Source organism: Janthinobacterium sp. GW822-FHT07H11, assembly GCF_058798615.1.
Genome location: NZ_CM179507.1, coordinates 2,360,250 through 2,386,134 on the forward strand (window position 1 = coordinate 2,360,250; position 25,885 = coordinate 2,386,134).

A 25,885-nucleotide genomic window follows, 5' to 3' on the forward strand; every position below is an offset into this window, starting at 1 on the left:
ATGACATCCAATTTTATCGGCGTGGCCGGCTTGCCCCGGGCCGGTTCAACCTTGCTGTGCCAGCTGCTGGCACAGCATCCGGACCTGTATTGCGAAGGCAATAGCTCTCCCTTGTGCAACGCCTTGCTGGGCATGCGGCGCATGGTCAGCGACGACGCTTTTTTCCTGTCGCAGCTCGACAGCACTTTCGACGCCAGTTACGGCCATCTGAAAACGGCCATGCAGGGCTTCCTGCGCGGCTGGTACCAGGATTGCGGCAAGCAGGGCGTGGTCGACAAGAACCGGGCCTGGCTGCATTGCGTGGAAATGCTGCTGCAGCTGGCGCCGGAAGCGAAGATCATCGTGTGCGTGCGCGAACTGGGACAGGTCTACGGCTCCATCGAAGCCCAGCACCAGCGCACCATCCTTGTCGATTTTATCGATCACCTGGCCGATTTTGACCGCATGGGGCGCGCGGACATGCTGTTTGCCAAGGATCGCACCATAGGTGCCCCCTTGAGTTCCCTGCACGCCGTGCTGGACCTGCCCGTCGAGGTGCAGCAAAAGCTGTATTTCGTGCGTTTCGAAGACTTGATGGCGCGGCCGGTGGAATGCATGTCGCACCTGTATGCGTGGCTGGGCCTGGCGCCATGGCAGATTGATCCGCATAATCTGGCCGTGGGGATACAGGAAAGCGACAGCCATTACCGCATGAAATACACGCACCGCCAGCAGGCGACGATCAGCGTGCCGAAGCTGCATGCGATTCCGCCGCGTATCCAGGCGCAAATCGAAGATACCTATGGCTGGTTTTACGATCTGTATTATCCGGCAAAGCCAGCGTCCGCGCCGTAATGCGCATGTGTCGGGTGCGGCAGTGCTAATACCACTTGCCGCGCCGGTCTGGTGCGGTATTGCCGCCCGTCGCCGGGCAAGCCCCTTTTTCAAGCTCCCTTCCTTCTTTGCCGCTTTGCCTTCAATACAGTGCGCGCTCTTACTGGTATTGTAAAAAACACCGTTTCATAAAACCACTTGACTACCAATTTTCGGCGTCGCATTCTCTGTGCAGAAAGCCGATGCTTCGCTGTGCTTTCTTTACGTACAACATAAAAAGCTACTTCGATAGTTTTCGTATAACGTTCAGGAGACAATGTGAAGACACGGCAATCAAGCCGGCTGGCTACGCCATTCATGGCCGGCCTGCTGGGCAGCGCGCTGCTCGCTTGCGGCGGCAACACCACCACCGAAGCCCCATCGACCCTGCTGGCCGCCACTGCCGCCGGCGACAGTTGCCTGGCCTGGAGCGCCAGCGCCGTCTACACTGCGGGCCAGTGCACTGTCTACGACGGCAAGGTGTACCGCGCCAAATGGTGGGTGCAGGGCACGGCGCCAAACAACGACCAGTGGGGGCCGTGGAGCCTGGATACCACCACCCCGACGCCTACCCCGACGCCCACCCCGACACCGACGCCGACACCGACTCCCACACCGACCCCGACGCCAGGCGGCGTGCCCACCAGGGCCCAGGCCGAGGCCAACGAGGCGGCACTGACAAACAATGATTTCTTCCGCAAGGTCAAGGCATCGATCCGCACCCTGGGCAATGCCGCCGTCGAAGCCGTGCAGCCTGGCCTGGCCAGCAATCCCCTGAACGTCAAGCGCGTCGAGCGCCTGCTGCCAGCGGCGAAGTGGGATTACTATTTTGCCGCGCGCGACGCCAGCTACACCTACCAGCGCTTCCTGCAGGCCGTGGCGAAATTTCCCGCCGTGTGCGACGACTACAGCGACGGGCGCAACGCGGACGCCATCTGCCGCCACAGCCTGGCCACCATGTTCGCCCACTTTGGCCAGGAAACGGGCGACCATAACGCCAGCAGCCCGCTGCCGCAATGGCGCCAGGGCTTGAAGTATTTGCGCGAGCTGGGCTGCGACGAAACGGGCGCCGGCTGCGGCTACAACGTCGAATGCGCGGACCCCGTCTTCAACAAGGTGTGGACGTGCGGCACGAATGCCGACGGCAGCTTCAAGAAGTATTTTGGGCGCGGCGCCAAGCAGCTGTCCTACAACTATAACTATGGGCCGTTTTCGCAAGCCATGCATGACGGCGATCAATCCGTGCTGCTGAAGAACCCGGACCTCGTCGCCTCGACCTGGCTGAACCTGGCGTCGGCCACGTTCTTCTTTGTCTATCCGCAACCACCGAAACCGTCGATGCTGCACGTGCTCGACGGCACCTGGGTGCCGAACGCGGCCGATACGGCAGCAGGGGCAGGCAATAATTTTGCCACCACCATCATGATCATCAACGCCGAATGCGGGCAGGGGACGGAAAAGCAGGCCGCGCAAAACCGCATCGATTACTACAAGCAATTTGCCGCCGACATGGGCTGGGATTACTCCGGCGAACAATTGTCCTGCGCCAACATGCAACGCTTCACCCCGGCCAGTTCCGCTGCCTACAACATCTACTGGGAAAAGAACTGGAGCGCCGGTGGCGAGAACCAATGCCAGCTGGTCAGCTATCAAACCCCGTACAGCGCCTTGCTGGCCGGGAATTACGTGAAATGCGTGGAAGCCAACTGGAATGTGAAGTTGCAGTAGCAGCAAATGCAGGAAAGCCGGCCAGGGATCACAGTTGACAAGAGCCCCATGAGGGGCCTGCAACAAGCTCACAATGTACAACCCGTACAACCATAACGGAGACAGACACCACATGAAATCGAATGCATTATTGATGGCTTTGCTCAGCGGCGTGCTCGCCGCTTGCGGCGGTGGCCAGGAAGGCACGACGGCCACCCCGAATACCTTGCTCGCCGCCGTCGAGGCGTGCGCCGTCTGGGACGCCGCCACCGTCTACACGGGCGGCCAATGCGTGACTTACCAGGGCGTCAGCTATAAGGCCAAGTGGTGGACGCAAGGCAATGTCCCCAGCGCGGCTGACCAGTGGGGCCCATGGGCCGTGACGGATACGCCGACACCAACCCCGACACCGACGCCAACGCCAACGCCAACGCCGACACCAACACCAACGCCAACGCCAACGCCGACGCCAACGCCAACCCCGACACCGACGCCGACGCCGACACCCACGCCCACGCCCACGCCCACCCCCACGGCTTGCCGTCCGGACGGCCTGATATCGGCCGTGCCGAATGTGCCGTATTGCAAGGTCTACGATGCAAACGGCCGCGAAGTGCTCGGGAATGGCTTGAACCGGCGCATCGTCGGCTATTTCGCCAGCTGGCGCACGGGCGTCGATGGCAGCCCGACTTACCTGGTGAATAACCTGCCGTGGGACAAGATCACCCACTTGAACTATGCGTTCGCCTCCGTCGATCCGGCCACGTCGAAGATCGCCATCGGCAGCGGCGCGGCCAATCCCGACACGGGCCTCACCTGGCCGAACGTGCCGGCCGCGGCCATGGATCCGTCGCTGCCGTACAAGGGCCATTTCAACTTGCTGGCGCAATACAAGAAGAAGTATCCGGGCGTGAAACTGATGATCTCCGTGGGCGGCTGGGCCGGCAGCGGCGGTTTTTACACGGCCACGACAAATGCGGACGGCAGCGTCAACACGGCCGGCATCAACACCCTGGCCGATTCCATGGTGGCCTTCGTGCGCCAGTACAACTTCTTCGATGGCGTCGATGTCGATTACGAACACCCGACCACCAACAACGAGGCGGGCAATCCGAACGACTTCGCCGTCTCGAAACCGCGGCTGGCCGGCCTGATGACGAGCTATAACGTGCTGCTGAAAGTGCTGCGCCAGAAGCTCGACGAAGCGGCCGTGCAGGACAATAAATACTATCTGCTGACCATCGCCGGCTCCGCCTCGGGCTGGGTCTTGCGCGGCGAGGAAAACATGTCGGGATTGAAATATCTCGATTACGCCAGCCTGATGACGTATGACTTGCACGGCGCGTGGAACCAGTATGTGGGACCGAACGCGGCGCTGTTTGACGACGGCAACGATGGCGAGTTGCGTGCCGGCAATGCGTACCAGTACCAGAACATCGGCTACCTGAACACGGACTGGGCGTACCGCTACTACCGGGGCGCCATGCAGGCGGGCCGCATCAATATCGGCGTGCCGTTCTACACGCGGGGCTGGAAGGATGTGACAGGCGGCACCAACGGCCTGTGGGGTACGACGGCGCTGACCAATTCCACGGTCACGTGCGCGGGCGTAAAAACCTGCGGCATGGGCGCCACCGGCATCGACAACGTGTGGTACGACCTCGATACACAAGGCAAGCCCACGCCAGGCGGCGGCAACCCCATCTGGCATGCATTGAACTTGCAAAACGGCATAGTGCCGAGCTACCTGGACGCCTATAAAGTCACGGACAAGACGCTGGTGGGCACGTATGTGCCGTACTACAGCAGCACCATGGTGGCGCCGTGGCTTTGGAATGCGACCAAGAAAGTCTTCATTTCCACGGAAACCACGCAGTCGATCGCGGCCAAGGCCCAGTACATCGTCAACAACAATATCGGCGGCGTGATGATCTGGGAAATGGCGGGCGACTATGCCTGGGATGCCACGCGCAACGGCGGCAAGGGCGAGTATTTCATGGGCACCACCCTGACGGACGTGCTGTACCAGGCTTTCCGCACGGCTGGCGCGTATGGCAACAAGCGCGCCGAAATCGCCATGCCGGGCACGGCGGCCAACGTCAGCATCACCCTGGGTGGCTGGAAGCTGGGCGACAACAACTTCCCCATCAATCCGGTGATGACGGTGAAGAACAATACGGCCTCGACCCTGCCGGGCGGCACCGTGGTGGAGTTCGACTATCCCGTGTCGGCACCATCGGACATGAGCGACCAGTCCGGCTTCGGCTTGACGGTGATCAATGCCGGCTACACGGGACCGAACAATATCGGCGGCTTCACGAAGAACTACAACCGGGCCCGCTTTGCGATTCCCGCCTGGCAATCGCTGGCGCCGGGCGGCTCCGTGGCGCTGACCCTGAACTACCGCCTGCCGATCTCGGGACCGGCCAACTACACGGTCACCGTGGGCGGCACCAAGTACGCCTTGACGCAGGAGTATCCGGAACTGCCGGTGGCCTTGCCGTAAGTTGTTGATGCCGTAAAGTAAAAGGGCGGAACCGAGGTTCCGCCCTTTTCAGTTTCTACCGCAGCCAGGTATTAGAACCAGGTTTCCACCTGGAAACCATACGAGGTGCCGCTGGTATTGTTGTTGTAGATCGGGCCGCCGTTGTTGGCCGCATTGACCGAGGCGGTGGCCGCATCGTTCCATTTGCCGTAGGTTACGAAAGCGCGCAGCTCGGGACGCGACCACAGGCCAGGACCGGCCGAGATCGTCGGGGCGATGGTCAGCTTGGTCAGGCGCTTGGCCGGCAGGCCGCCCGCTTGCGTCACGCGGTCCGTGCCCAGTTCGCCCACCAGCTTGAAGTTGTTGGTGAACGCGTACACGGGGCGCACGCCGACCGAGGTCCAGGTCGAGGAACCGGTGGCGTTCGACTCGTCTTTTTGCCACAGGGCGACAAATTCCATGCCGAAGTTGGCCATCGGCTGGATCGCCATGTCATTGAAGATGCGCGTGCGTTTCACGTCCGAACCGAAATTGGTGTCGCCCGAAGCGCCGAACTGCGCGCCCTTGCCGGTGCCAGGGCCGACGCCGTACTGCACGCCGAAGGTATTGCCGCCGCCGAAGACTTTCGCTTGACGGTGGAAGGCCGACAATTGCCAGCCATTGTGCTTCTGGCCAAATGCGTCGTTGTCCTTGCCTTCGCCGATGATGTAGGTCGCGGCCAGGTCCAGGGTGCCGTTTTCATTGACGGGAATTTCGCCGTAGATGAAGTTCTGGCGCACGGCCGACTTGGTGCTGACGACGCCGGTCTTCGACACGGTGTTGATGTCGTTGTCCTTGAAGAAGGCGTACGAGAATTTACCGGGACCGGCAGGAATGCGGTCCAGGCCGGCGCCCGTGCCGTTCATGTTGATGTACTGCAAGTCCAGCATGTGGATGTCAGGACGGTAGTAGAAGCGCTTGCCGATCCAGGCCGTGCCGCCGTTCAGGAAATCGAGTCCCTGCGCTTCGACATAGGCCTTGACGATGCCCAGCTTGTTGTCGCCGAAATCGGAGTTGGGCGCGTAGGCGTTGACCCAGATGGTGGCCAGGTAGTTCACGCCGCCGGACTGGGCGACGGACTTGGTGTAGCCGAATTCCGTGTAGGCGTCGCACTCATTGCCCAGACGGTATTTCATGGTATTGCCGCCCAGGCCGAAGCAGCCTTGCGAGCCGCCGTCGCCCGAGGTATTGCTGCCGGCGCCGGCGCGCAGGTAGCCGTGGAAGCCTTCGGCATCGCTTGGGTACATGGGGTCGGCCATGGCGGAAGCGCTGGCGAGAGCCAGGAGCAGGGCAGGTAAGGTTTTCAATGCAGTGCGATTCATGCGGTCTCCAGGAAGATGTCTGTTGAAACGGGGTGCCCGAGGGAAGCCCGCGTACGGTCTAATGCCGAAAACCAAGTCTAGCAGCGCTTTTTTAACCACCCTGATACAAATCGAACAAGTAGCGATACTTTCTTTCAAAGTGTTGTTTTTACTCAATGTCGATACTTTCGCCCACAGCATGGCTGCAAAAGAGTATTGAATTGCGGTTTTGGAGTATCAGAAAGTATCAAAGCCCGGTGATACATTGTGGTCGTGGTGCCAAGCATGCAGGCATTGCCAACGACAAAAAACACTGGAGACCCACAATGAAACGTACCGCCATTGCCGCGCTGTGCGCCGGCGCCCTCAGCCTCAGCGCCTCCGCCCTGGCCGCAACCGATCTCGTCATCGCCACCGTCAACAACGGCCACATGATCGAAATGCAAAAGCTCAGCAAGTTCTTCGAGCAAGCCAATCCTGACATCAAGCTCAAATGGGTGACCCTGGAAGAGGGCGTCTTGCGCCAGCGCATGACCACCGATATCGCCACCAAGGGCGGCCAGTTCGACGTGATGACCATCGGCCTGTATGAAACGCCCATCTGGGGCAAGAAAAACTGGTTGATCCCCATCAAGCCGGACGCCAAGTACGATATCGACGATCTGCTGCCGGCCATCCGCGAAGGCCTCTCCGGCGACGGCAAGCTGTACGCGTCGCCTTTCTATGGCGAAAGCTCGATGATCATGTACCGCAGCGACCTGGTGAAAAAAGCCGGCGTGACGCTCGAGGACCGCCCCAGCTGGAACCAGCTGCGCGACGTGGCGGCCAAGCTGCACGATCCGGCCAACGGCGTGTACGGCATCTGCCTGCGCGGCAAGCCGGGCTGGGGCGACAACATGGCCCTGATCACCACCATGGCCAATTCCTACGGCGGCCAGTTGTTCGACATGCAATGGAAACCGCAATTTACCAGCAAGCCGTGGAAGGACGCGGTCACCATGTATGTCGAGCTGATGAAGAAATACGGCCCGCCGGGCGCGGCCGCCAACAGCTTCAATGAAAACCTGGCGCTGTTCAACCAGGGCAAGTGCGGCATCTGGATCGACGCGACCATCGCCGCCTCCTTCATCACGGACCCCAAGCAAAGCAAGGTGGCCGACAAGGTGGCGTTTGCCCAGTCGCCCGTCGGCGTGACGGAGCGGGGCGCCAATTGGCTGTGGATCTGGTCGCTGGCGATTCCAGCAAGCTCGAAACACCCGAACGAGGCGCAGCGCTTCATCAACTGGGCCACCTCGCCCGATTACGTGAAACTGGTGGCCAAGGAAACGAGCTGGGCCAACGTGCCGACGGGCACGCGCAAGTCGACGTATGCGAGTCCCGAGTTCCAGAAAGTGGCGAAATTCGCCGCCGCCGAAGGCAAGGCCCTGGCCACCACGCGCAATGTGCAAAGTACCTTGCCGCCATCGCCTTACGTGGGCGTGCAATTCGCCTCGATTCCCGAATTCCAGGTGATCGGCGTGGCGGCCGGCCAGCAGATGGCGGCAGCGCTGCTGGGCAAGGTGACGGTGGAGCAGGCGCTGGAGTTGTCGCAGCAGACGGCGGAACGCGAAATGCGCAAGGGTGGGTACTACAAGTAAGACCTTTCTTGCCGTCTGGTTTATCAACAGGCGAAGAGATTGGTGGCTTAAAACTGGGGTCTGACCCGACGGGTCTGACCCCGGATTTCTGTTGATGATCATTCCCTCACGTCCCAAGAGTATCCTATGAAACGCTTTATCCCCCGGACTTTGCTGACGCCGGCCGTGCTTGCCGTCTCCGTCATTTCCGTGATTCCGTTGCTGATCACGCTGTATTACGCGTTCGTGCGCTATTCCATGCTCGATCCGAGCGGCCATCCTTTCCATGGTCTGGCCAATTTCCACTTTTTCTTTAGCGATGCCTCGTTCCTGCCGGCCTTGCAAAACACGTTTACCCTGCTGTTTTCCGTCATGCTGATCACGGTGGTGCTGGGCACCGCGCTGGGGCTGCTGATCAACGAAGCGTTTCCGGGGCGCGCCATCGTGCGCGTGCTGCTCATTTCGCCGTTTCTCGTCATGCCTGCCGTGAATGCCCTGATGTGGAAGAACATGCTGCTCAACCCGATCTACGGCCTGTTCGCGCAAATCAGCCTCTTCTTTGGCGCCACGCCCGTCGACTGGCTGTCGGCCCACCCCCTGTTTTCCATCATCATGATGGTCTCCTGGCAATGGCTGCCGTTTGCCTGCCTGATCTTCATGACGGCCCTGCAATCGATGGACCGCGAGCAACTGGAAGCGGCGCGCATGGATGGCGCCACCTACCTGCAGCAGTTGCGTTACCTCTACATTCCCCACCTGGGCCGCGCCGTCTCGGTGGTGCTGATGATCGAGATGATCTTCCTGCTGTCGATCTTCGCGGAAATCTTTACCACCACGGGCGGCGGTCCCGGCTTCGACACGACCACGATTACCTTCATGATCTATCAGCAGGCGCTGCTGTCGTATGACGTGGGAGCGGCCTCGGCCGGTGCCCTGTTCGCCGTGCTCATCGCCAACATCGCCGCCTTCTTCCTGATGCGCGTCATCGGCAAGAACTTGTCGAAATAAGGAGACCTTGATGCATAGCAAACTTCATTTATATGGCCGCACGGCCGCCGCCTGGCTGTGCGCGCTGCTGCTGTTCTTTCCCATCTTCTGGCTGGGCCTGATGGCCTTCAAGACGGAAGGGCAAGCCATTTCCACGCCGCCGCTGCTGTTCTTCACGCCGACCCTGGACAGCTTCCGCGAAGTGCTGGCGCGCGACAATTACTTCGGCTACGCGTGGAACTCGCTGTTTACCAGCGTGGTGTCCACCGCCATCGGCCTCTTGATCGCCATCCCGGCCGCGTATTCGATGGCCTTCTTTCCCACGGGCGGCACCATTGGCTTGCTGAAGTTCATGCTCAGCTCGCGCTACATGCCCGGCGTGGGCGCTTTGATGCCGATTTATATCTGCTACCAGTACTTCGGCCTGCTCGACACGCGCATCGGCTTGACCATCATGTTCATGCTGATGAACCTGCCCATCATGATCTGGCTGCTGTACACGAGCATGAAGGAGTTGCCGCGCGAAATCCTCGAGGCGTCGCGCATGGACGGCGCCACCGTGTGGGACGAATTCCGCCACGTCGTGCTGCCCCTGTCCGTGGGCGGCATCGCTTCCACGGCGCTGGTCTGCATGGTCTGGTCGTGGAATGAATCGTTCTGGTCGCTGAACCTGGGCGCCTCCAACGCGGGCACCCTGGCCTGGCTCATCGCCTCATATTCGAGCCCGGAAGGCCTGTTCTGGGCCAAATTGTCGGCCGCTTCGCTGATGGCGATTGCGCCCATCATGGCGCTGGGCTGGTTCTGCCAGAAACAACTCGTGCAAGGCATGACCTTCGGCGCAGTCAAATAATTAAAGAATTGAGAAAAATCATGGCTTACCTTCAACTGAGCAATATCGAGAAATTCTTTGGCGAGCACCGCGCCATCAAGGGCATCGACCTGGAGATCCAACAGGGCGAGTTCGTCGTCTTCGTGGGGCCGTCGGGTTGCGGAAAATCAACCCTGCTGCGCCTGATCGCGGGCCTGGAACCGATCGACGGCGGCAAGCTGTCGCTCGACGGGCGCGACATCACGGCGCTGCCATCGTCCAAGCGCGACCTGGCGATGGTATTCCAGTCGTATGCGCTGTACCCGCACATGACGGTGTTCCAGAACATGTCGTTCGCCTTGAAACTGGCCGGCGTCGATCCGGCCATCATCCGCGAGAAGGTCGACAAGGCGGCCGCCATCCTCGACCTTGGGCGTTACCTGGAGCGCACGCCGAAGGAATTGTCGGGTGGCCAGCGCCAGCGGGTGGCCATCGGCCGCGCCATCGTGCGCGACCCGAAAGTATTTTTGTTCGATGAACCGCTGTCCAACCTGGACGCGGCCCTGCGCGTGCAGACGCGCATCGAAATCGCCAAGCTGCACCGCGAGCTGGGCGCCACCACCATCTACGTCACGCATGACCAGGTCGAGGCGATGACCCTGGCCGATCGCGTGGTGGTGCTGCGCGACGGGCAGATCGAGCAGCATGGCTCGCCCCTGGAACTGTACGACCGCCCGGCCAACCGTTTTGTGGCGCAATTCATCGGCACGCCCAGCATGAACGTGGTGCCGGCCGACGCGGCGCCGCAGCTGCTGGCGCAGGCGGGCAGCGCGGCGCAGGCGGACGGCTTTGTCGGCATCCGCCCCGAGCACGTGCACCTGGGCGCGGCGCAGCCGGGCAGCGTGCCCGTCACCGTCGACCTGGTGGAGTCCCTGGGCGTGGAAACCCTGACCTATGTGCGCTTGCCGAACAATGTGCAGCTGGTCTCGCGCGGCGCCGAACGCAGCAGCCTGCAGCCGGGCCAGCAGACGCATTTGAGGTTCGAACCGGGCTTCGTCCATTATTTCGACCGCGCCGGCAAGACCTACGCGGCGGCGAAAGGAGCGCTGTGATGACGGCTATCGCATTGAAGCAGGCGAACCTGGCGCGGTTGCCCGCCAACGTGGCCGTGCCCGCGTATGCGCGCGAGGCGCTCGTGCCCGGCATCGTGCATATCGGCGTGGGCGGTTTTTTTCGCGCCCACCAGGCCGTCTACCTCGATGACTTATCGGCCCTGCCCGGGCAGGCACAATGGAGCTACTGCGGCGTGGGCCTGCTCGCGCATGATGCGGCCATGCGCGACGCCATGCGGGCGCAGGATGGCTTGTACACGGTGGTCGAGCGCAGCGCGGCCGGCGACTCGGCGCGCATCATCGGCTGCATCGGCGAGTATCTGTATGCGCCCGACGAGCCGCAGGCCGTGCTGGAAAAGCTGGCCGACCCCGGCACGCGCATCGTCGCGCTGACCATCACGGAGGGCGGCTACTACGTCAACCAGGGCACGGGCGAGTTTGATGCGGATCATGCCGACATCAGGTACGAACTGGCGCATCCCGGGGCGCCGCGCTGCTCCTTCGGCTACCTGGTCGCCGCGCTGGCCCTGCGCCGCCAGCGCGGCTTGCCGCCGTTTGTCATCATGTCCTGCGATAACCTGCAAAACAATGGCGACGTCACGCGCAAGATGCTGCTGGCCTTTGTCGCCCTGCGCGACCTGGCGCTGGCGCGCTGGCTGGCCACGCATGGCAGCTTCCCCAACAGCATGGTCGACCGCATCACGCCGGCCACCACGGACGAACACCGGGCGCTCGTGCGTGACAGCTTCGGCATCATCGATGCCTGGCCCGTCGTGTGCGAGCCGTTCCGCCAATGGGTCATCGAAGACGAATTCCCGCAGGGCCGTCCGGCCTGGGAGCTGGTGGGCGCGCAGATGACGCACGACGTGCTGCCGTATGAAAAGATGAAGCTGCGTTTGCTCAATGCCAGCCACCAGGCCCTGTGCTACATTGGCATGCAGCTTGGCTACACATATGCGCACGAAGCGATGGAGGATGCGGGCATCCGCGCGCTCGTGCGGCGCATGATGGATGACGAGGTCACGCCCCTGCTGGGCGCAGTGGAAGGCATGGACCTGGCCAGCTACAAGGACACCCTGATCGAGCGCTTCTCGAATCCGGCCGTGCGCGACCAGCTGGCGCGCATCGGCACGGAAGGCTCGGCGCGCATCCCGAAATTCGTGCTGCCATCCGTGCGCGAGGCGCTGGCGCGGGGCGGCGCCATCAAGCTGCTGGCTTTCACGGTGGCGTGCTGGTTCCGCTACCTGGAAGGCCACGACGAGCAGGGGCGCGAGATGCCCTTGAACGACCCGTACGCGGCGCGCCTGCGCGCACTGGCGCTGCAGGGCGGGGCGGATGCCGCGCCGCTGCTGTCCCTGCGCGAGCTGTTCGGCGACCTCTGCGACACACCCGCGTTCACGCAGGCCGTATCGCAGTCGCTGGCCAGCCTGTATGGGCTGGGCGCGCTCGGCGCGCTGGAACGGATCGTCGCCTGACGGGGAGGGCGCACCATGCCACGCAAGGCCGGATATCCGCAGGTGGAGCAGGAACTGGAGCAGCAGCGCGACGCCACGCCCGGCTTCGAGCCGAAAGGCAGTTTCGGCTTCATCCGCTACCTCGAGCACGGTTTTCCGAATGCGCTGGTGCGCTGGCACTATCACGACGAGTACGAGCTGCACCTGATCGTCGAGACGAGCGGCAAGGTTTTTGTCGGCGACTATATCGGCCAGTTCGCGCCCGGCCACCTGGTGTTGACGGGACCGCGCGTGCCGCACAACTGGGTCTCGCTGGACACGCCGCCCGAGGGCGTGGCGCTGCGCGACATGGTGATCCAGTTCTCGCATGCGCCGCTGGCCTCGATGGCCGCCGCCATCCCCGAACTGAAGGGGATTTTCCCCTTGCTGCAGCGGGCCCTGCACGGCGTGGAATTCTTTGGCGTCAGCGAGCAGGCGCTGCGTCGCTTCCGGCGCATCCGCGACACCAGCGGCCTGCCGCGCTTCATCGAATTCCTAACCCTGCTGGGGGAACTGGCGCAGACCAGCAATTTCCAGCTGCTGTCGACGGTGCCCATGCAGTCGAGCGACGACGACGCGGCGCTGGCGCGCATCAGTTCCGCCATCAACTTCATCGTGCACAACTACAGCAGCCAGTTTTCGCTCCGGCAGCTGGCCGAGCAGGTGGACATGCCCGAGCGGACCTTTTCGCGCTTCTTCCGCCACGCCACGGGCAACAGCTTCACGGACTTCGTCAACCGCCTGCGCATCAACAAGGCGTGCCAGCTGCTGATGGAGACGGAGCGCTACGTGAACAATATCTGCTACGAGGCGGGCTTCAACAACGTGGCCAACTTCAACCGGCGCTTCCTGGAGCTGAAGGGCATGACGCCGAAGGAATTCCGCCTGCAGGCGCTGGGGCGCTTTGGCGAATGATTTCATTAAGGCGCGCCATTTTGAGGTACATTGAATGAATTGGCAGCAGACAGCATAGACGATCATGGAATACACATGGCAGAAGGACGGTCAGCGCGACATCGAGCGCAAGCCGCCCGAACTGGAGCGCGAAAGCTACGACGGCATCATCAACTACCTGGAACATGGCTATCCCAGCACGCGCGTGCGCTGGCACTGCCACGAGGAATACGAGCTGCACCTGATCGTCGCCACCAGCGGGCGGCTGTTCGTCGGCGACTATATCGGTGAATTTTCGCCCGGCCACCTGGTGCTGACGGGACCGCGCCTGCCGCATAACTGGATTTCCAATGGCGTGGCCCTCGAAGGCGTGCCGCTGCGCGACATGATCGTGCAGTTCGCCCACGCGCCGCTGGCCGCCGCCGCGCGCGTGATTCCCGAACTGCGCGAACTGCTGCCGCTGCTCGATCGTTCCAGCTATGGCGTGGAATTCTTCGACATGGGAGCGGCTGCGGAACTGCACCTGGCACGCATCCGCGCCACGCACGGCGCCGAGCGCTTCGCCGAATTCGTGCAGCTGATGAGCAAATTGGCGCGCACGGCCAATTACCGCCTGCTGTCGAGCGCCTCGCTGCGTTCCTACGACGATGACGCCACCCTGGCCAAGGTCAATTCGGTCCTCAACTACATCACGGACAACTACCGCGAGCCGATTTCGGCGGAAATGCTGGCCGAGCAGGTAGGCATGTCGCTGAGTAAATTCTCGCGCTTCTTCCGCAAGGCCACGGGCAACAGCTTCACGGATTTCCTCAGCCGGCTGCGCATCAACAAGGCTTGCCAGCTGCTGATGGACACCGATCACTATGTTTCCAACGTCTGCTACGACGTGGGTTTCCAGAACGTGGCCAATTTCAACCGCCGCTTCCTGCAGGTGAAGGGCGTCACGCCCAAGGAGTTCCGGCGCCAGGCCGATGGCCGCTTCGGCGGCATCGGCGGGCCTGTTGCGGATACGCCACTGGCGTGACGGCTGTCATGGGCTTGTCACTTTGCCCAGTTACTCTCCACGGCTTCCATCCCACTCTAGCCGAGGAATGCATGAACACTGCTGTAACGTCGATCCCGAAACTGACCCTGCTGGCCATCGCCGCCGGCCTGTGCCTGGCCGCCTGTGGCGGCAGCGATAATCCGCCGGCGGAGCCTTCCAAGCCCGTGGCGCAGACGGGCGTGTTCCTCGACGGCGCAGTGGAAGGACTCGATTACGTGGCCGGCAGCGCGGCCAAGGCCAGCACCAACGCCAAGGGCGAATTCATTTGCAATCCGGGCGAGACGGTGGCCTTCAGCGTGGGCGGCCTGGCGCTCGGTTCCGCGCCGTGCGGCGCCATCGTCACGCCGCTGGCGCTGGCGGCCAGCACCAACGTGGCCGACGACAAGGTTGTCAACCGCCTGCTGGCGCTGCAACTGCTCGACGATGACAGCGATCCGTCGAACGGCATCAAGCTGGCGGCCGAGGTGAAGGCTGCGCTGGCCGGCAAGACCCTGGACTTTAGCGCCGCCCCGGCCGTCTTCAACGCGGCGCTGGCCGCGCATCTGGCATCGGTCGGCGGCAAATTCGCCGGCCGCACGGTCGATGCCGAACGCCGCGCCCTGGTGCGCGAGCATTTCGAAGACACCCTGGCCTCGAAAGCGGGCGCGCCCGTCAACGAAGTGCTGACACAGGCCAATCCGGTGGGCGAAGTGAAAGTGACCGTGACGCGCTACCAGATCCAGGCGGACAGCAAGTTCTACGTGCCGTACGAAGGCGCCAACGCCAGGATCAAGGGCGAATTCCCGAACGGCTTCCTGCCATCGTACGGCTCGGGCCTGGCCTACAAGGGCAAGAACGCGGCCGGCGACCTGGAATTCTATGGCCTGACGGACCGCGGCCCGAACGGCGACGGCCCGCTGGTGCCTGACCCGTCGGGCAAGGGCACGATCGGCAGCAAGATCTTCCCGTCGCCCAGCTTTACCCCGTCGTTCGGCGTGATCACGGTAGGCAAGAACGGCGCCGTGCTGGCATCGAGCACGCCGATCAAGGTGTCGGCCACCGTCAACAGCTCGGGCTTGCCCGTGCCCGTGGGCGCGGTCGGCAATTCGGCCGAGATTCCCGTCATGGATGCGATGAAGTTCGACGCGACGGGCAAGGCCGTCTTCAATGCGGGTGGCCTCGATTCGGAAGCCATCGTCGTCGATGCCAAGCGCAATGCGCTGTGGGTCTCCGACGAATACGGTCCCTTCATCGTCAAGATCGATGCCGCCACGGGCATCATCCAGGCGAAATACGAGCCGGGCAAGGGCTTGCCGGCGCTGTTCGCCAAGCGTCGCGCGAACCGCGGCATGGAAGGCATGACCTTAGATACGAGCAACGACAAGCTGTATGCCTTCCTGCAAAGCCCCCTGTCCGACGGCAGCGCGCCGTACACGGTGACGAAGAAGAATGAGCAGGTCGAGCGCTTTGCCCGCTTCACGCGCTGGATCGAATTTGATCCGACGACGGGCAGCAGCGGCAAGATGTACGCGTATCCGCTCAATGCCGCCGACTACCAGGATGGCCGCACGGGCAACGCCAAGCTGGGCGACATGGTGGCGCTGGGCGGCGGCAAGTTCCTCGTCATCGAGCAGGGCGCCGCGCCGTCGGGCAAGGTATTCAATAAACTGATGCTGGTCGAACTGAAGGGCGCCACGGACATTGCGGCCGCCGGCTTCAACGCGACGACCTCCGACCTCGAAAAGAGCAGCATGGGCGGCGCCCCCGTCAATGGCGCCGACTGGGCCGCCGTCACGCCGCTGAAGAAAACCGTGCTGCTGGACTTGAACGCCATCGGCTGGGCGGCGGAAAAGGCCGAAGGCCTGACCCTGGTCGACGACTCCACCATTGCGCTGGCCAACGACAATGACTTCGGCCTGAAAACCAAGATCTTTGACGCGAATGGCGTGGAAGTCGATGGCGCCGACGTGACCAAGTGCACGGTCGATGCCAACGGCGCCATCGTCACCAGCAGCGCTGCCGGCTGCAACGCGGCCAACACCATCCGCGTGGCGCGCGGCGACGACCGCGAGCGTCCTAGCCGGCTGTGGATCGTGAAGTTCGCCAAGGCGCTCAATACGTATTGATGTGATGCGCAGTGTCGGATTACGCGGCGCGCGCGCCGCTAATCCGACCTACAAAACAAAAAGCCGCGCGGTGCAGAGATGCACCGCGCGGCTTTTTTTTGATATGAGGAGCGAACGTAGGTCGGATCAGGCCGAAGGCCGTAATCCGACTTTCACCCCATTGCTTCATGGCTTACTTCTTGGTATAGGTATTCAACCAATCGAGCACCGTGTGATGCCACAGCAGTGAATTGGCCGGCTTCAGCACCCAGTGGTTTTCGTCCGGGAAGACCAGCAGCTTGCTCGGGATGCCCTGGCGCTGCAGCGCCGTGTAGGTGCCCAGGCCCTGCGCGGTAGGGATGCGGAAGTCCAGGTCGCCCTGCACCACCAGCATCGGCGTCTTCCAGTTCTTCACGAAGTTGACGGGATTGAACTGCTCGTGCTTGGCCGGCGCGTCGTAATAGGTGCCGCCGTTTTCCCACTCGGTGAACCACAGTTCTTCCGTCGCGTAGGCCATGCCGCGGTTGTCGAACACGCCGTCGTGGTTGACCAGGCACTTGAAGCCGTCCGGCCAATTACCGGCGATCCAGTTCATCATGTAGCCGCCGTAGGACGCGCCCAGCGCGCAGCTGCGCTCGCGGTCCAGCCATGGGAACTTCTTGGTGGCCGCTTCCAGGCCCTTCTGCAGGTCGAGCAGCGGCTTGCCGCCCCAGTCGCCGCTGATGGAATCCGTGAACTTCTGGCCATAGCCGGTGGAGCCGTGGAAGTCGATGAAGACGGTGGCGTAGCCGGCGCCCGCATACACTTGCGGGTTCCAGCGGTAGCTCCAGCTGTTGCCGAAGCTGCCCTGCGGGCCGCCGTGCACGAGGAAGGCGATCGGATATTTTTCGCCGGCCTTGGCGTTCCACGGTTTCATGACGTGGCCGTAGACGGTTTCGCCATTCGCGCCCGCGAACGAGAACTGTTCATATTCGCCGAAGCGCACGTCGGCCAGTGCTTGCGCATTCTGCTTCGTCAGCTGCTGCATCGGTGCGTTTTCCGACTTGGCGTCGAGCTTGCGCGTGTACAGCTGCGCGCCCGAGGCCAGGTTGGCTTGCGCCAGGACGATGGTATTGCCGCGCACGTCGAAGTCGCCCACGGCGCCCTTGCCCGTCAGCGCGGCGACCTTGCCGCTGGCCGCGTCGATGTGGAACAAGCGGTGCTGGCCCACGTCGTCGGCCGTCACGAGGAAGGCCTTGCCGTCCGGCGTCCAGCGGAAATCGGCCACGGAACGGTCCCAGTCGTCGGTCAGGGTGCGCTTCTTGCCCGTGGCGACATCCATCAGCACCAAATGAAAACGGTCCGCCTCGAAGCCCGGCCTGGTCATGGCGACATAGGCCAGGGTGCGGCCATCGGGCGAATACGTGGCTTTCGCGTCCCAGGCGGGATTATCGCTGGTCAGGTTGCGCGGCGCCTGGCCGCCGGCGGCCGGTATCGTATAGACGTCGAAGTTGGTCGACCACGCTTCCGTGCGGCCGGCCACGCGCACGGAGAAGGCCACCGTCTTGCCGTCCGGGCTGAAGTGGTATTCGCCGTTGTCGCCGAACGGCTTCGAGGGCGCGTCGCCATCGAGGGTGCCGCTCAGGCTCACGGGGGCGGCGCTGACCTTGCCGGTCGCATCGATGGGCGCCGAGTACAGCGCGTTGCGGCGGCCATCGGCCCAGGTATCCCAGTGACGCACGAACATCTGGTCGTAGACCATGCCGCTCGCCTTGTTTTTCGCTTTTTCATCGAGGCGTTTCCTGGTGCAGGCGATATCGGCGCAATCGAGGAAGACGCCCATGCTGAAGGCCAGGCGGTCACCCTGCGGCGACAAGCGGTAGGTGTCGACGTCGAGCGCCAGGTCGGTGACCCTGGCCGCTTCGCCGCCAGTCAGGGGCAGCTGCCACACTTGCGAGGAGCCGGAGCGGCCCGAGAGGAAATAGATGGCGTCGCCGTTCGGCGACCATTGCGGGTCGCTGGCGCTGGCGTCGCCGCGCGTGAGCTGGCGCGGCGCCGCGTTCGGCGCGCGCAGGTCGATCATCCACAGCTGGGTATTGCCGCGGTTCTTGTCCAGGTTGGTCGTGCGCACCGTGTAGACGACGCGCGTGGCGTCCGGCGACAGCACGGGGCTGCCGACTCTTTCCATGGCAACCATGTCTTCCACGGTGAAACCGCGCGGCGCGGCCCATGCTGGCACGGCGGTGGTGGCCATGGCGGCACTGAATGCTCCCAAGAGCAGCAGACGTAAACTCATTCAAACTCCCGTTTTATATTACGACGTTATCGATATGGTCTTGATGTGGCCGGCTGTACCGCCGGCAGCCCGACATCATAGCAATAAAGACGCGCTGCCAGCGGGTGTTGACCACCGGTTAGCCGGCTGGAGTGGCCAGTTGGTCGAGCGCCACGTGGCCCAGGAAACCGCCGCGACTGGCGGCCGGCAAGCCCGCTTCGATGGCGTGGGCAAAGCGGATGCCGGGGTCCTGTTCCAGCGCCGCCAGCACGCGCGCCACGCGCGGATAGTCGGCCAGGCGGGCCAGTTGCAGCGGTTCGGCCCAGCGCGCCGTGGCGGCCAGGTAGGCGTCGGCGATGCTCGGCGCGGCATCGGAAGCGAGCCAGGCGCGGCCTTCGAGCAGGCGATCGAGGTGCGCCAGGCCCTTGTTGACCTTGTCGATGGCCATTTCGCGCCAGACGGCGGCGCGCGCGTCATCCGGCGCCGCGCGCGCCGCCTGGAAGGCGGGCATGAAGGCGGCGTGGAAGCTCGTGTGCAGGAAAGACAGCATGCTGTTCAGGCGGTCGTAGGCGGGCGTGCCCTGCATGAAGCCCAGGCTGCTGTCCGGCGCGCGGGCGGCGATATGCAGCAGGATCGCCATGCTTTCCAGCAGCGGCGCGCCCGTGTGCGTGAGCAGGGCCGGCGTCTGGCTCAGGGGATTGATGGCGAGAAAGGCCGGATGCTGCTTGCTGGCCGGCTCGCGCGCTTCGACGCGGGCCAGGCGATACGGCAGGCCGCTCCATTCGAGGGCGGCGATGGCGGCAAACGAGCAGCCGAACGGCACGCTGTAGATCAGGGTAGTTTCCATGCTGGAACTCCAGAGAGAGGCGGGAAGGGCAGTCTAGCGGCAATGGTTACTATTTGGAAGAAGCCAGAATAATGTGGTATAGGTACATTTTTTATACCGAATGGGAAGCGAATCATGAAAGACAATGCCTCCGGCTGCGCCGTGGAAGAAGCGATGCGGCTGCTGGGCGGGCGCTGGAGAATGGTGCTGCTCAGCTATCTGATGGCGGGGCCGAAGCGCTTCAGTGAAATCCGCCGCGCCGTGCCGGCTATCTCGCAGCGCATGCTGACCCTGGACTTGCGCGCGCTGGAACAGGCGGGCTTGCTCACGCGCACGGTCTACGCGGAAGTGCCCGTCAAGGTCGAGTACCAACTGACCGACGAGGGCCTGCGCCTGCGCGAACTGGTGGAAATGCTGCGTGCCATCGGCCTGCGCCTGCGCGGGCAGCGCGATGACGGCGGCGCCTTTCTCGATGCGCCGGGGTGACACCGTTGCGGCCCTGCGGAAATGGCAAGTTGCATGGGAAATGCTAGACTGCGTTTCCCTTTTTATATGAGTGAATCACCATGCGTTTGACCACCCTTGCCCTGACCGCCGCCGCCGCGTTTTCCTGCGCCACGCTGGCCCATGCCGCCACCATGCCGACGCTGGAGCAGATTCACGCCGCCGTGCAGGCGGCCGTGGCCAAGACGCCGTCGTCCCTGCCGATTCCCGTGCGCGTGACCAGCCTGCTGGGCTGCCAGGATGTACCGGAAGCGCAAGGCGAGGTCGTTTGCCTGGCGAACATGAGCATCGGCATGCGCGACGGTTATACGGTGCTGCCGCTGCGCAATGAGGACGGCACCTGGGTCGGCGTCGAGCGCAAGCACGCCAAGTTCGCGGGACCGTCGCCATCCGAGGCGCAAGCCATGCTCCGCGCCTGGGCCAAGGAGGAAGTGGCGCGCAATCCGGAAGCGGCCAAGGATGCGCAGATGCAGGAAGCGCAGACGACCATGCAGGTCAAGGCCCTCAATGATTGCGAAGTCAAGCGCAAGACGGGTTACCTGGTGTGCGACACCGTGCTGAGCGTGCCGAGTCGCCCGGAAGACATCAAGACGGAGTTTACGTTCGCGCTGGAGCGCGCGGGCTGGCGCTACGTGCCGCGCTAGACTCCGGCCGCGCCGCCGCGCCAGCCCATCCTCGGGCTGCCTGCATTGCTGCGCCGTGGCGGCGGCCGTGCTGGCAAACATCGGCTGCCTGCCAGCACGGCATTGCCGTACCGCCAAATCCAGTCGATATCGCTGGTCAGGCCAGCAGGCGGGCGCCAACGGGCCTGGCGTCGACCATCCTTCAGCATCAATTCACTGAAATAATGAAATTAACGAAATATTGCCATTTTCATGGTGATTGTGATTATTCGTGATAATTCACGTTTATGTTGCTAAATCACATCAAAAAATGATTTATTTGTTTAATTTAATTATTTTATGGTAATATGTTTCCATTGCGCAATTAAATCTTGTTGCCTAAACCGCAGGGGAACTTTTATGCTGAAAAAAATCGCCAGCGCCGAATTGACGTTAGGAATGTATGTGGAGCGGCTGGGACGATCCTGGCTCGATACGCCATTCTGGAAGCGTTCTTTCCTGCTGGAGTCACCGGCCGATCTCGACCGCATCCGTGCGGCCGGGCTGCGCGAAATATGGATCGATACGGCGCGTGGCTTGCCGCCGGTGCCGGCGCCAGCGGCCGAGACGGTGAGCGCGCCGGCCGGTGCCGGGCCGGATGCGCCCGGCACGCCGTCCGTTCCGGGTGCCGCCGAGGCCCCGCCTGCCGCCTGCGTGCCGCTGACGCGCGACGAGGAACTGGCGCATGCCAGGCGTTTGATCGAGCATTCGCGCCAGGCCGTGCAATCGATGTTCGACGAGGCGCGCATGGGCAAGGCCCTGCCCGTGGGCCAGGCCTACGCGCTGGTCGACGACATCGCCGCCTCGGTACTGCGCGGCGGCAGCGCGCTGATCGGCCTGGCGCGGCTGAAAACGGCAGACAACTATACCTATATGCATTCGGTGGCCGTGTGCGCGCTGATGATCGCGCTGGCCGGGGAAGTGGGACTGGCGCCGGAGCAGGTGCGCGCCGCCGGCCTGGCCGGCTTGCTGCACGACATAGGCAAGATGTCCGTGCCCTCGGCCATCCTCAACAAGCCGGGCAGCCTCAGCGAGGCTGAATTCAGTTCCGTGCGCGCCCACCCCGCGGCGGGCCACCGCATGCTGCAGGAGGCGGCCGACATCGATCCGGTGGCGCTCGACGTGTGCCTGCATCACCATGAAAAGCTCGACGGCAGCGGCTATCCCGAAGGCTTGCGCGGCGAAGAAATCAGCCTGTTTGCGCGCATGGGCGCCATTTGCGACGTGTACGACGCGATCACCTCGACGCGCGCATACAAGCAGGGGTGGTGCCCGGCCGAATCGCTGCGCCGCATGGCCGCCTGGCGCGGCAGCCACCTGGACGCGCAATTGTTTGCCGCCTTTGTCAAATGCCTGGGCATCTATCCGCAGGGCACCCTGGTGCGCCTGCAGTCGGAACGCCTGGCCGTGGTGGTGGGGCAGGCGGTGGGGAAATCGCTGACCCTGCCCACCGTGCGCGTCTTTTTCTCGATACGCGCCGGCACCTGCATCGCGCCGACGCTGCTGGACCTGGCCGCGCCCGGGTGCCTGGAACGCATCGTCTCCACCGAAAGCGCGGCCCAGTGGCGCCTGCAGGATATCGAACGCTACTGGGCTGGCGAGGCGGCCGTGGCGTAGCGGCGACTGGCCGGAATAAATTACATTTTATTAATAACAAGATATTAAAATAAAAGCGCCAGTGCAGCGTGCGCATTTGCCCGGCAACAGGCTGTTGTCCGCTTACCCGTCACTGTACGGGCCAACTCTGAGGATGTGACCATGCGACTCAATCTTCCCGTCAGCGATACCGAGATCACCCTGAGCGATACCGAAACCATCGTATCGACTACCGATTTGCAAGGCAATATCACGTATGCCAACCCGTATTTCATCGCCGTCAGCGGGTACAGCGCGGAAGAGTTGATCGGTGCGCCGCAGAATATCCTGCGCCACCCGGACATGCCGGTCGAGGCGTTCGCCGACTTCTGGGCCACCATCCGTTCGGGACGCTCGTGGAGCGGCATGGTCAAGAACCGCTGCAAGAGCGGCGATTTTTACTGGGTGCTGGCGAACGTGACGCCGGTCGTCGAGGATGGCGTGGCCGTCGGCTATATGTCCGTGCGTACCAAGCCGACGCGGCAGCAGGTGGCGCAGGCCACGGCCCTGTACGCGCGCATCAAGGCGGGCCAGGCCGCGGGCATCGCCCTCAGCCAGGGCGCCGCCGTGCGCACGGGCTGGCTGGCCAGGCTGCTCAGCGTGCGCGACATGGCCATCGGCCGGCGCATCGCCTGGAACCTGGGCGCGCTGGTGCTGCTGTTGCTGCTGCAGCTGGGGTGGGATGCGGGACTGCTGCCGGCCGCGGCCCACGGCTGGCTGACGGGCCTGTCCGTGCTGGCCCTGTGCCTGACCTTGTATTTCTGGCATGCCTTGCACAAGGTCGTGCTGCAGCCGCTGCAGCGGGCGCGCCAGGCTTGCGACGTGATGGCGGGCGGCGACTTGACGGGCGAACTCGACACCACGCGGCGCGACGAGATGGGACAGTTGCTGCGCTCGCTGCGACAGCTGCGCGTGAACCTGCACTCCATCGTCGGCGACGTGCGCGGTAACTTTTTGCGCATCAGCATGGCCAGCCAGGAAATTGCCGCCGGCAATATGGACCTGTCGGGCCGCACGGAAGCGCAGGCCTCGGCCCTGGAGCAGACGGCGTCGAGCATGGAGCAGCTGGCCGCCACGGTGCAGCAAAATAGCGGCAATGCCGTGCAAGCGAGCGACATGGCGGGCAAGGTGCACGGCCTGGCCGGGCGCGGCGGCGAGATCGTCGGCCAGATGGTGACGATGATGGCGGATATTAACGCTTCATCGAAGAAGATCGGCGACATTACGGGCATTATCGAGGGCATCGCCTTCCAGACGAATATCCTGGCCCTGAACGCGGCAGTGGAAGCGGCGCGCGCGGGCGACCAGGGACGCGGCTTTGCCGTGGTGGCGGGCGAAGTGCGCACCCTGGCCCACCGCAGCGCGGCGGCCGCCACGGAAATCAAGCAATTGATCACGGCCTCGCTCGAGCAGGTGCAGGCGGGCGCGAAACTGGCCGAGCAGGCGGGTGCCAGCAGCGCCGAAATGCTGGGCGCGGTGCAGGGCGTGCACGGCATCATGGAAGAAATCGCCTCGGCCTCGCGCGAGCAAAGCCACGGCATCGGCCAGGTCAACATGGCCGTCACGCAGATGGATGAAGTGACGCAGCAGAACGCGGCATTGGTGGAAGAGTCGGCGGCAGCTTCCGCGTCGCTGCAAGACCAGGCCTTGCAGCTGGAACAGGCGATGGCGCTGTTCAAGCTGGAACGCCGGCGCGGCGGCATGGCCGCGCCCTTGCGCGCCCCCGCGCGCAGCGCTACAGCAGGCGCTCTGACAGCGCCTTGAAGGGCACCTGGGGCACGAGAAAGGCGAACGGGCCGGACAGGGGCGGCAACTGCGCCAGCAAGCCGCAGTCGGCGCGCCCGGCCGTCAATGCCTGCACTTGATCCAGATCAACGGGCAAGTCGATTTCGCCGAAGACCAGCTTGCCGTTGCGCGGCACGGACGCGATGGCTGCATCCTGGCAGGCGAGAAAGGCGACGGCGTCGCGCCAGCTGCCGAACAGCGGTTGCCAGTCGCCATCGAGGGCCTTGCCGCCGCCGATGTCGGCCTGCACGTCCAGCGGTGGAGCGCTGCCGGCGCCGCTGGCGATGGCGCAGCGGGCTTGCGTGGCCGTGACGTCCAGCGTCATGCCGGCGGCCAGGTGCGTCGGCAATATATCGCTGAACAGGCGCGTGCCCAGCGCATGCGGCAGGCTGTCCATGATATTTTTCAGAAAATACACGCAGGGCACGTCAGGCGCACCCGCTGGCGTGTGGTCCAGGTACAGCCGCCAGTTGCTTTGCAGCGGAGACGGCAGCAGGCGGCGCAGCGGACCGAGCAGGGCGGGGCCGAAATGCCCGTGGCGGTAGGTCAGCACGGTGAACGGCGTCTTGCCGTCGCGCTGCCACAGGGTCACGCCTGGCGGCAATAATTTCTGCGCGGCGGCGGCGTCGACCAGCCAGCTCACGTACACGACGTCGCGCACGTCGCTGTGCAGTGTCAGGAAGGGCAGGCGCGCCATGACAGCCTGGCGCGCGCTGGCGAAATGCGTGCAATTGGCCAGCGCGGCAAACAGGCGCCCCGGCCGGCCCGCGCGCGGGTGGCGGTAAGTGTTGTCTTGCAAGGGAAAAACTTTCGGGTGGGATGCGGAAAGGTTGATACGCTGATGTCGCAACGTCCGCCCACATCATCGCCGGCCGCACAGGGCGCCGCGCAGCCGATGTGGGCGGGCGTCACTCTTACTGCATGTGCCAGCCGTGGCTGACGACGATGGACTGGCCGCTCAGTGCCGTCGACGGGAAGGCGGCCAGGAACACGGCCGTTTGCGCCACGTCCTGCGTGGTGGTGAATTCGCCGTCGATGGTGTCCTTCAGCATGACTTTCTTGATCACGTCTTCCTCGCTGATGTTCAGCTGGGCCGCCTGTTCGGGGATCTGCTTGTCGACCAGCGGCGTGCGCACGAAGCCGGGGCAGATGACGTTGGCGCGGATATGGTCCTTCGCACCTTCCTTGGCCACCACCTTGGCCAGGCCCAGCAGGCCGTGCTTGGCGGCCACGTAGGCGCTCTTGAACGGCGAGCCTTCGTGCGAGTGCACGGAACCCATGTAGATGATGGCGCCGCCGCGGCCGGCCTTGATCATTTCGCGCATGCAGGCGCGCGTGGTGAGGAAGGCGCCGTCCATATGGATGGCCAGCATCTTCTTCCATTGCTCGAACGGATAGTCGACGACGGGGCTGATGATCTGGATGCCGGCGTTGCTGATCAGAATGTCAATGCCGCCGAAGTGGGCGGCGGCGTCCGCCACGCCCTTGTCGACCTGTTCTTCGCTGGACACATCCATGGCGACGGCAAACGCCTGGCCGCCCGATTGCTTGATTTCCTCGGCTGTCTTGCTGGCCGCGTCCAGTGCCAGGTCGGCGATGACGACCTTGGCGCCCTGTTTCGCGTATTCGATGGCCATTTCCTTGCCGATACCACTGGCGGCGCCGGTAATCAGTGCGACTTTGTCTTTGAGTTGCATATTAATCCTTTGCATTGCGGGTTGGAGTGATCGTGGGAGTCGTGACTGTGCCAGTATAGCCAGAAAACCGCGCAGGCATGGCTTGCGCACGCACAGGAA

The 25,885-nt window shown here is 63.4% G+C and carries 20 protein-coding genes; 15 read left to right on the forward strand and 5 right to left on the reverse strand.

The window, feature by feature from the left end; all coding sequences use genetic code 11:
- From AC3RCJ_RS10525 to AC3RCJ_RS10535, 3 genes are all read left to right on the forward strand, one after another.
- The gene (locus tag AC3RCJ_RS10525; protein ID WP_492962599.1) at positions 1 to 834 is read left to right on the forward strand and encodes a sulfotransferase family protein; all 834 of its coding nucleotides are present in this window, start codon (positions 1 to 3) and stop codon (positions 832 to 834) included.
- 297 nt (positions 835 to 1,131) lie between these two features.
- Entirely contained in the window at positions 1,132 to 2,580 is a 1,449-nt protein-coding gene (locus AC3RCJ_RS10530) for a glycoside hydrolase family 19 protein (RefSeq protein ID WP_492962597.1), read from the forward strand.
- A gap of 112 nt (positions 2,581 to 2,692) precedes the next feature.
- Positions 2,693 to 5,065, forward strand: coding sequence for a chitinase C-terminal domain-containing protein (locus AC3RCJ_RS10535; RefSeq protein WP_492962595.1), 2,373 nt, complete (start codon positions 2,693 to 2,695; stop codon positions 5,063 to 5,065).
- Between the two features lie 71 nt (positions 5,066 to 5,136).
- On the opposite strand, the gene AC3RCJ_RS10540 is transcribed toward AC3RCJ_RS10535, so the two are convergent.
- Positions 5,137 to 6,405 carry a maltoporin gene (locus AC3RCJ_RS10540; protein WP_492962593.1) on the reverse strand — a complete coding sequence of 423 codons (1,269 nt, stop codon included), beginning with the start codon at positions 6,403 to 6,405 and terminating at the stop codon, positions 5,137 to 5,139.
- A 305-nt stretch (positions 6,406 to 6,710) separates the two neighbouring features.
- Between AC3RCJ_RS10540 and AC3RCJ_RS10545 the strand changes: the two genes are divergently transcribed.
- The 8 genes from AC3RCJ_RS10545 (at position 6,711) to AC3RCJ_RS10580 (ending at position 16,444) form a co-directional block, all read left to right on the forward strand.
- A complete protein-coding gene (locus tag AC3RCJ_RS10545; protein ID WP_492962591.1) occupies positions 6,711 to 8,021 on the forward strand; it encodes an ABC transporter substrate-binding protein in 1,311 nt (436 codons plus the stop codon).
- A 126-nt stretch (positions 8,022 to 8,147) separates the two neighbouring features.
- Complete coding sequence (locus AC3RCJ_RS10550) at positions 8,148 to 9,008, forward strand: carbohydrate ABC transporter permease (RefSeq protein WP_492962589.1); 861 nt, start codon at positions 8,148 to 8,150, stop codon at positions 9,006 to 9,008.
- A gap of 10 nt (positions 9,009 to 9,018) precedes the next feature.
- Positions 9,019 to 9,837 carry a carbohydrate ABC transporter permease gene (locus AC3RCJ_RS10555; protein ID WP_492962587.1) on the forward strand — a complete coding sequence of 273 codons (819 nt, stop codon included), beginning with the start codon at positions 9,019 to 9,021 and terminating at the stop codon, positions 9,835 to 9,837.
- Positions 9,838 to 9,857: 20 nt separating this feature from the next.
- Positions 9,858 to 10,907, forward strand: a complete 1,050-nt coding sequence (locus AC3RCJ_RS10560; protein ID WP_492962585.1) for an ABC transporter ATP-binding protein — start codon at positions 9,858 to 9,860, stop codon at positions 10,905 to 10,907.
- Positions 10,907 to 12,382 (forward strand): mannitol dehydrogenase family protein, encoded by a 1,476-nt coding sequence (locus AC3RCJ_RS10565; protein WP_492962583.1) that lies wholly within the window; start codon positions 10,907 to 10,909, stop codon positions 12,380 to 12,382. The genes AC3RCJ_RS10560 and AC3RCJ_RS10565 overlap by 1 nt, the downstream gene beginning before the upstream one ends.
- Positions 12,383 to 12,397: 15 nt before the next feature.
- The gene (locus AC3RCJ_RS10570; protein ID WP_492962581.1) at positions 12,398 to 13,315 is read left to right on the forward strand and encodes a cupin domain-containing protein; all 918 of its coding nucleotides are present in this window, start codon (positions 12,398 to 12,400) and stop codon (positions 13,313 to 13,315) included.
- Between the two features lie 64 nt (positions 13,316 to 13,379).
- On the forward strand, positions 13,380 to 14,318 hold the full coding sequence (locus tag AC3RCJ_RS10575; protein WP_492962579.1) for a helix-turn-helix domain-containing protein: 939 nt from the start codon (positions 13,380 to 13,382) through the stop codon (positions 14,316 to 14,318).
- A 71-nt stretch (positions 14,319 to 14,389) separates the two neighbouring features.
- Entirely contained in the window at positions 14,390 to 16,444 is a 2,055-nt protein-coding gene (locus AC3RCJ_RS10580) for an esterase-like activity of phytase family protein (RefSeq protein ID WP_492962577.1), read from the forward strand.
- A gap of 172 nt (positions 16,445 to 16,616) precedes the next feature.
- Here AC3RCJ_RS10580 and AC3RCJ_RS10585 read toward each other — a convergent pair whose 3' ends face one another.
- A complete protein-coding gene (locus AC3RCJ_RS10585; protein ID WP_492962575.1) occupies positions 16,617 to 18,698 on the reverse strand; it encodes a S9 family peptidase in 2,082 nt (693 codons plus the stop codon).
- Between the two features lie 118 nt (positions 18,699 to 18,816).
- Complete coding sequence (locus AC3RCJ_RS10590) at positions 18,817 to 19,524, reverse strand: glutathione S-transferase family protein (protein ID WP_492962573.1); 708 nt, start codon at positions 19,522 to 19,524, stop codon at positions 18,817 to 18,819.
- A 114-nt stretch (positions 19,525 to 19,638) separates the two neighbouring features.
- Between AC3RCJ_RS10590 and AC3RCJ_RS10595 the strand changes: the two genes are divergently transcribed.
- The 4 genes from AC3RCJ_RS10595 to AC3RCJ_RS10610 all read left to right on the forward strand — a co-directional run bounded on the left by AC3RCJ_RS10595 (position 19,639) and on the right by AC3RCJ_RS10610 (position 24,068).
- Positions 19,639 to 19,989 carry a winged helix-turn-helix transcriptional regulator gene (locus tag AC3RCJ_RS10595; protein WP_492962571.1) on the forward strand — a complete coding sequence of 117 codons (351 nt, stop codon included), beginning with the start codon at positions 19,639 to 19,641 and terminating at the stop codon, positions 19,987 to 19,989.
- Positions 19,990 to 20,069: 80 nt separating this feature from the next.
- Positions 20,070 to 20,651, forward strand: a complete 582-nt coding sequence (locus AC3RCJ_RS10600) for a hypothetical protein (RefSeq protein ID WP_492962569.1) — start codon at positions 20,070 to 20,072, stop codon at positions 20,649 to 20,651.
- Positions 20,652 to 21,029: 378 nt separating this feature from the next.
- On the forward strand, positions 21,030 to 22,286 hold the full coding sequence (locus AC3RCJ_RS10605) for a cyclic di-GMP phosphodiesterase (RefSeq protein WP_492962567.1): 1,257 nt from the start codon (positions 21,030 to 21,032) through the stop codon (positions 22,284 to 22,286).
- Between the two features lie 141 nt (positions 22,287 to 22,427).
- Complete coding sequence (locus AC3RCJ_RS10610) at positions 22,428 to 24,068, forward strand: methyl-accepting chemotaxis protein (protein ID WP_492962565.1); 1,641 nt, start codon at positions 22,428 to 22,430, stop codon at positions 24,066 to 24,068.
- Here the strand turns inward: AC3RCJ_RS10610 and AC3RCJ_RS10615 are convergent.
- Together AC3RCJ_RS10615 and AC3RCJ_RS10620 are read right to left on the reverse strand one after the other, a co-directional pair.
- On the reverse strand, positions 24,040 to 24,888 hold the full coding sequence (locus tag AC3RCJ_RS10615) for a DUF2071 domain-containing protein (RefSeq protein ID WP_492962563.1): 849 nt from the start codon (positions 24,886 to 24,888) through the stop codon (positions 24,040 to 24,042). The two genes, AC3RCJ_RS10610 and AC3RCJ_RS10615, sit on opposite strands and share 29 nt — an antisense overlap.
- A 115-nt stretch (positions 24,889 to 25,003) precedes the next feature.
- Positions 25,004 to 25,786, reverse strand: a complete 783-nt coding sequence (locus AC3RCJ_RS10620) for a 3-hydroxybutyrate dehydrogenase (RefSeq protein WP_492962561.1) — start codon at positions 25,784 to 25,786, stop codon at positions 25,004 to 25,006.
- Positions 25,787 to 25,885 lie beyond the last annotated feature (99 nt).

Coding starts and splice junctions, on each gene's coding strand:
- AC3RCJ_RS10555 (WP_492962587.1), top strand. CDS start 9,019: ATGCATAGCAAACTTCATTTATATGGCCGCACGGCCGCCGCCTGGCTG.
- AC3RCJ_RS10560 (WP_492962585.1), top strand. CDS start 9,858: ATGGCTTACCTTCAACTGAGCAATATCGAGAAATTCTTTGGCGAGCAC.
- AC3RCJ_RS10540 (WP_492962593.1), bottom strand. CDS start 6,405: ATGAATCGCACTGCATTGAAAACCTTACCTGCCCTGCTCCTGGCTCTC.
- AC3RCJ_RS10570 (WP_492962581.1), top strand. CDS start 12,398: ATGCCACGCAAGGCCGGATATCCGCAGGTGGAGCAGGAACTGGAGCAG.
- AC3RCJ_RS10565 (WP_492962583.1), top strand. CDS start 10,907: ATGACGGCTATCGCATTGAAGCAGGCGAACCTGGCGCGGTTGCCCGCC.
- AC3RCJ_RS10535 (WP_492962595.1), top strand. CDS start 2,693: ATGAAATCGAATGCATTATTGATGGCTTTGCTCAGCGGCGTGCTCGCC.
- AC3RCJ_RS10585 (WP_492962575.1), bottom strand. CDS start 18,698: ATGAGTTTACGTCTGCTGCTCTTGGGAGCATTCAGTGCCGCCATGGCC.
- AC3RCJ_RS10605 (WP_492962567.1), top strand. CDS start 21,030: ATGCTGAAAAAAATCGCCAGCGCCGAATTGACGTTAGGAATGTATGTG.
- AC3RCJ_RS10550 (WP_492962589.1), top strand. CDS start 8,148: ATGAAACGCTTTATCCCCCGGACTTTGCTGACGCCGGCCGTGCTTGCC.
- AC3RCJ_RS10575 (WP_492962579.1), top strand. CDS start 13,380: ATGGAATACACATGGCAGAAGGACGGTCAGCGCGACATCGAGCGCAAG.
- AC3RCJ_RS10545 (WP_492962591.1), top strand. CDS start 6,711: ATGAAACGTACCGCCATTGCCGCGCTGTGCGCCGGCGCCCTCAGCCTC.
- AC3RCJ_RS10595 (WP_492962571.1), top strand. CDS start 19,639: ATGAAAGACAATGCCTCCGGCTGCGCCGTGGAAGAAGCGATGCGGCTG.
- AC3RCJ_RS10590 (WP_492962573.1), bottom strand. CDS start 19,524: ATGGAAACTACCCTGATCTACAGCGTGCCGTTCGGCTGCTCGTTTGCC.
- AC3RCJ_RS10610 (WP_492962565.1), top strand. CDS start 22,428: ATGCGACTCAATCTTCCCGTCAGCGATACCGAGATCACCCTGAGCGAT.
- AC3RCJ_RS10620 (WP_492962561.1), bottom strand. CDS start 25,786: ATGCAACTCAAAGACAAAGTCGCACTGATTACCGGCGCCGCCAGTGGT.
- AC3RCJ_RS10600 (WP_492962569.1), top strand. CDS start 20,070: ATGCGTTTGACCACCCTTGCCCTGACCGCCGCCGCCGCGTTTTCCTGC.
- AC3RCJ_RS10580 (WP_492962577.1), top strand. CDS start 14,390: ATGAACACTGCTGTAACGTCGATCCCGAAACTGACCCTGCTGGCCATC.
- AC3RCJ_RS10525 (WP_492962599.1), top strand. CDS start 1: ATGACATCCAATTTTATCGGCGTGGCCGGCTTGCCCCGGGCCGGTTCA.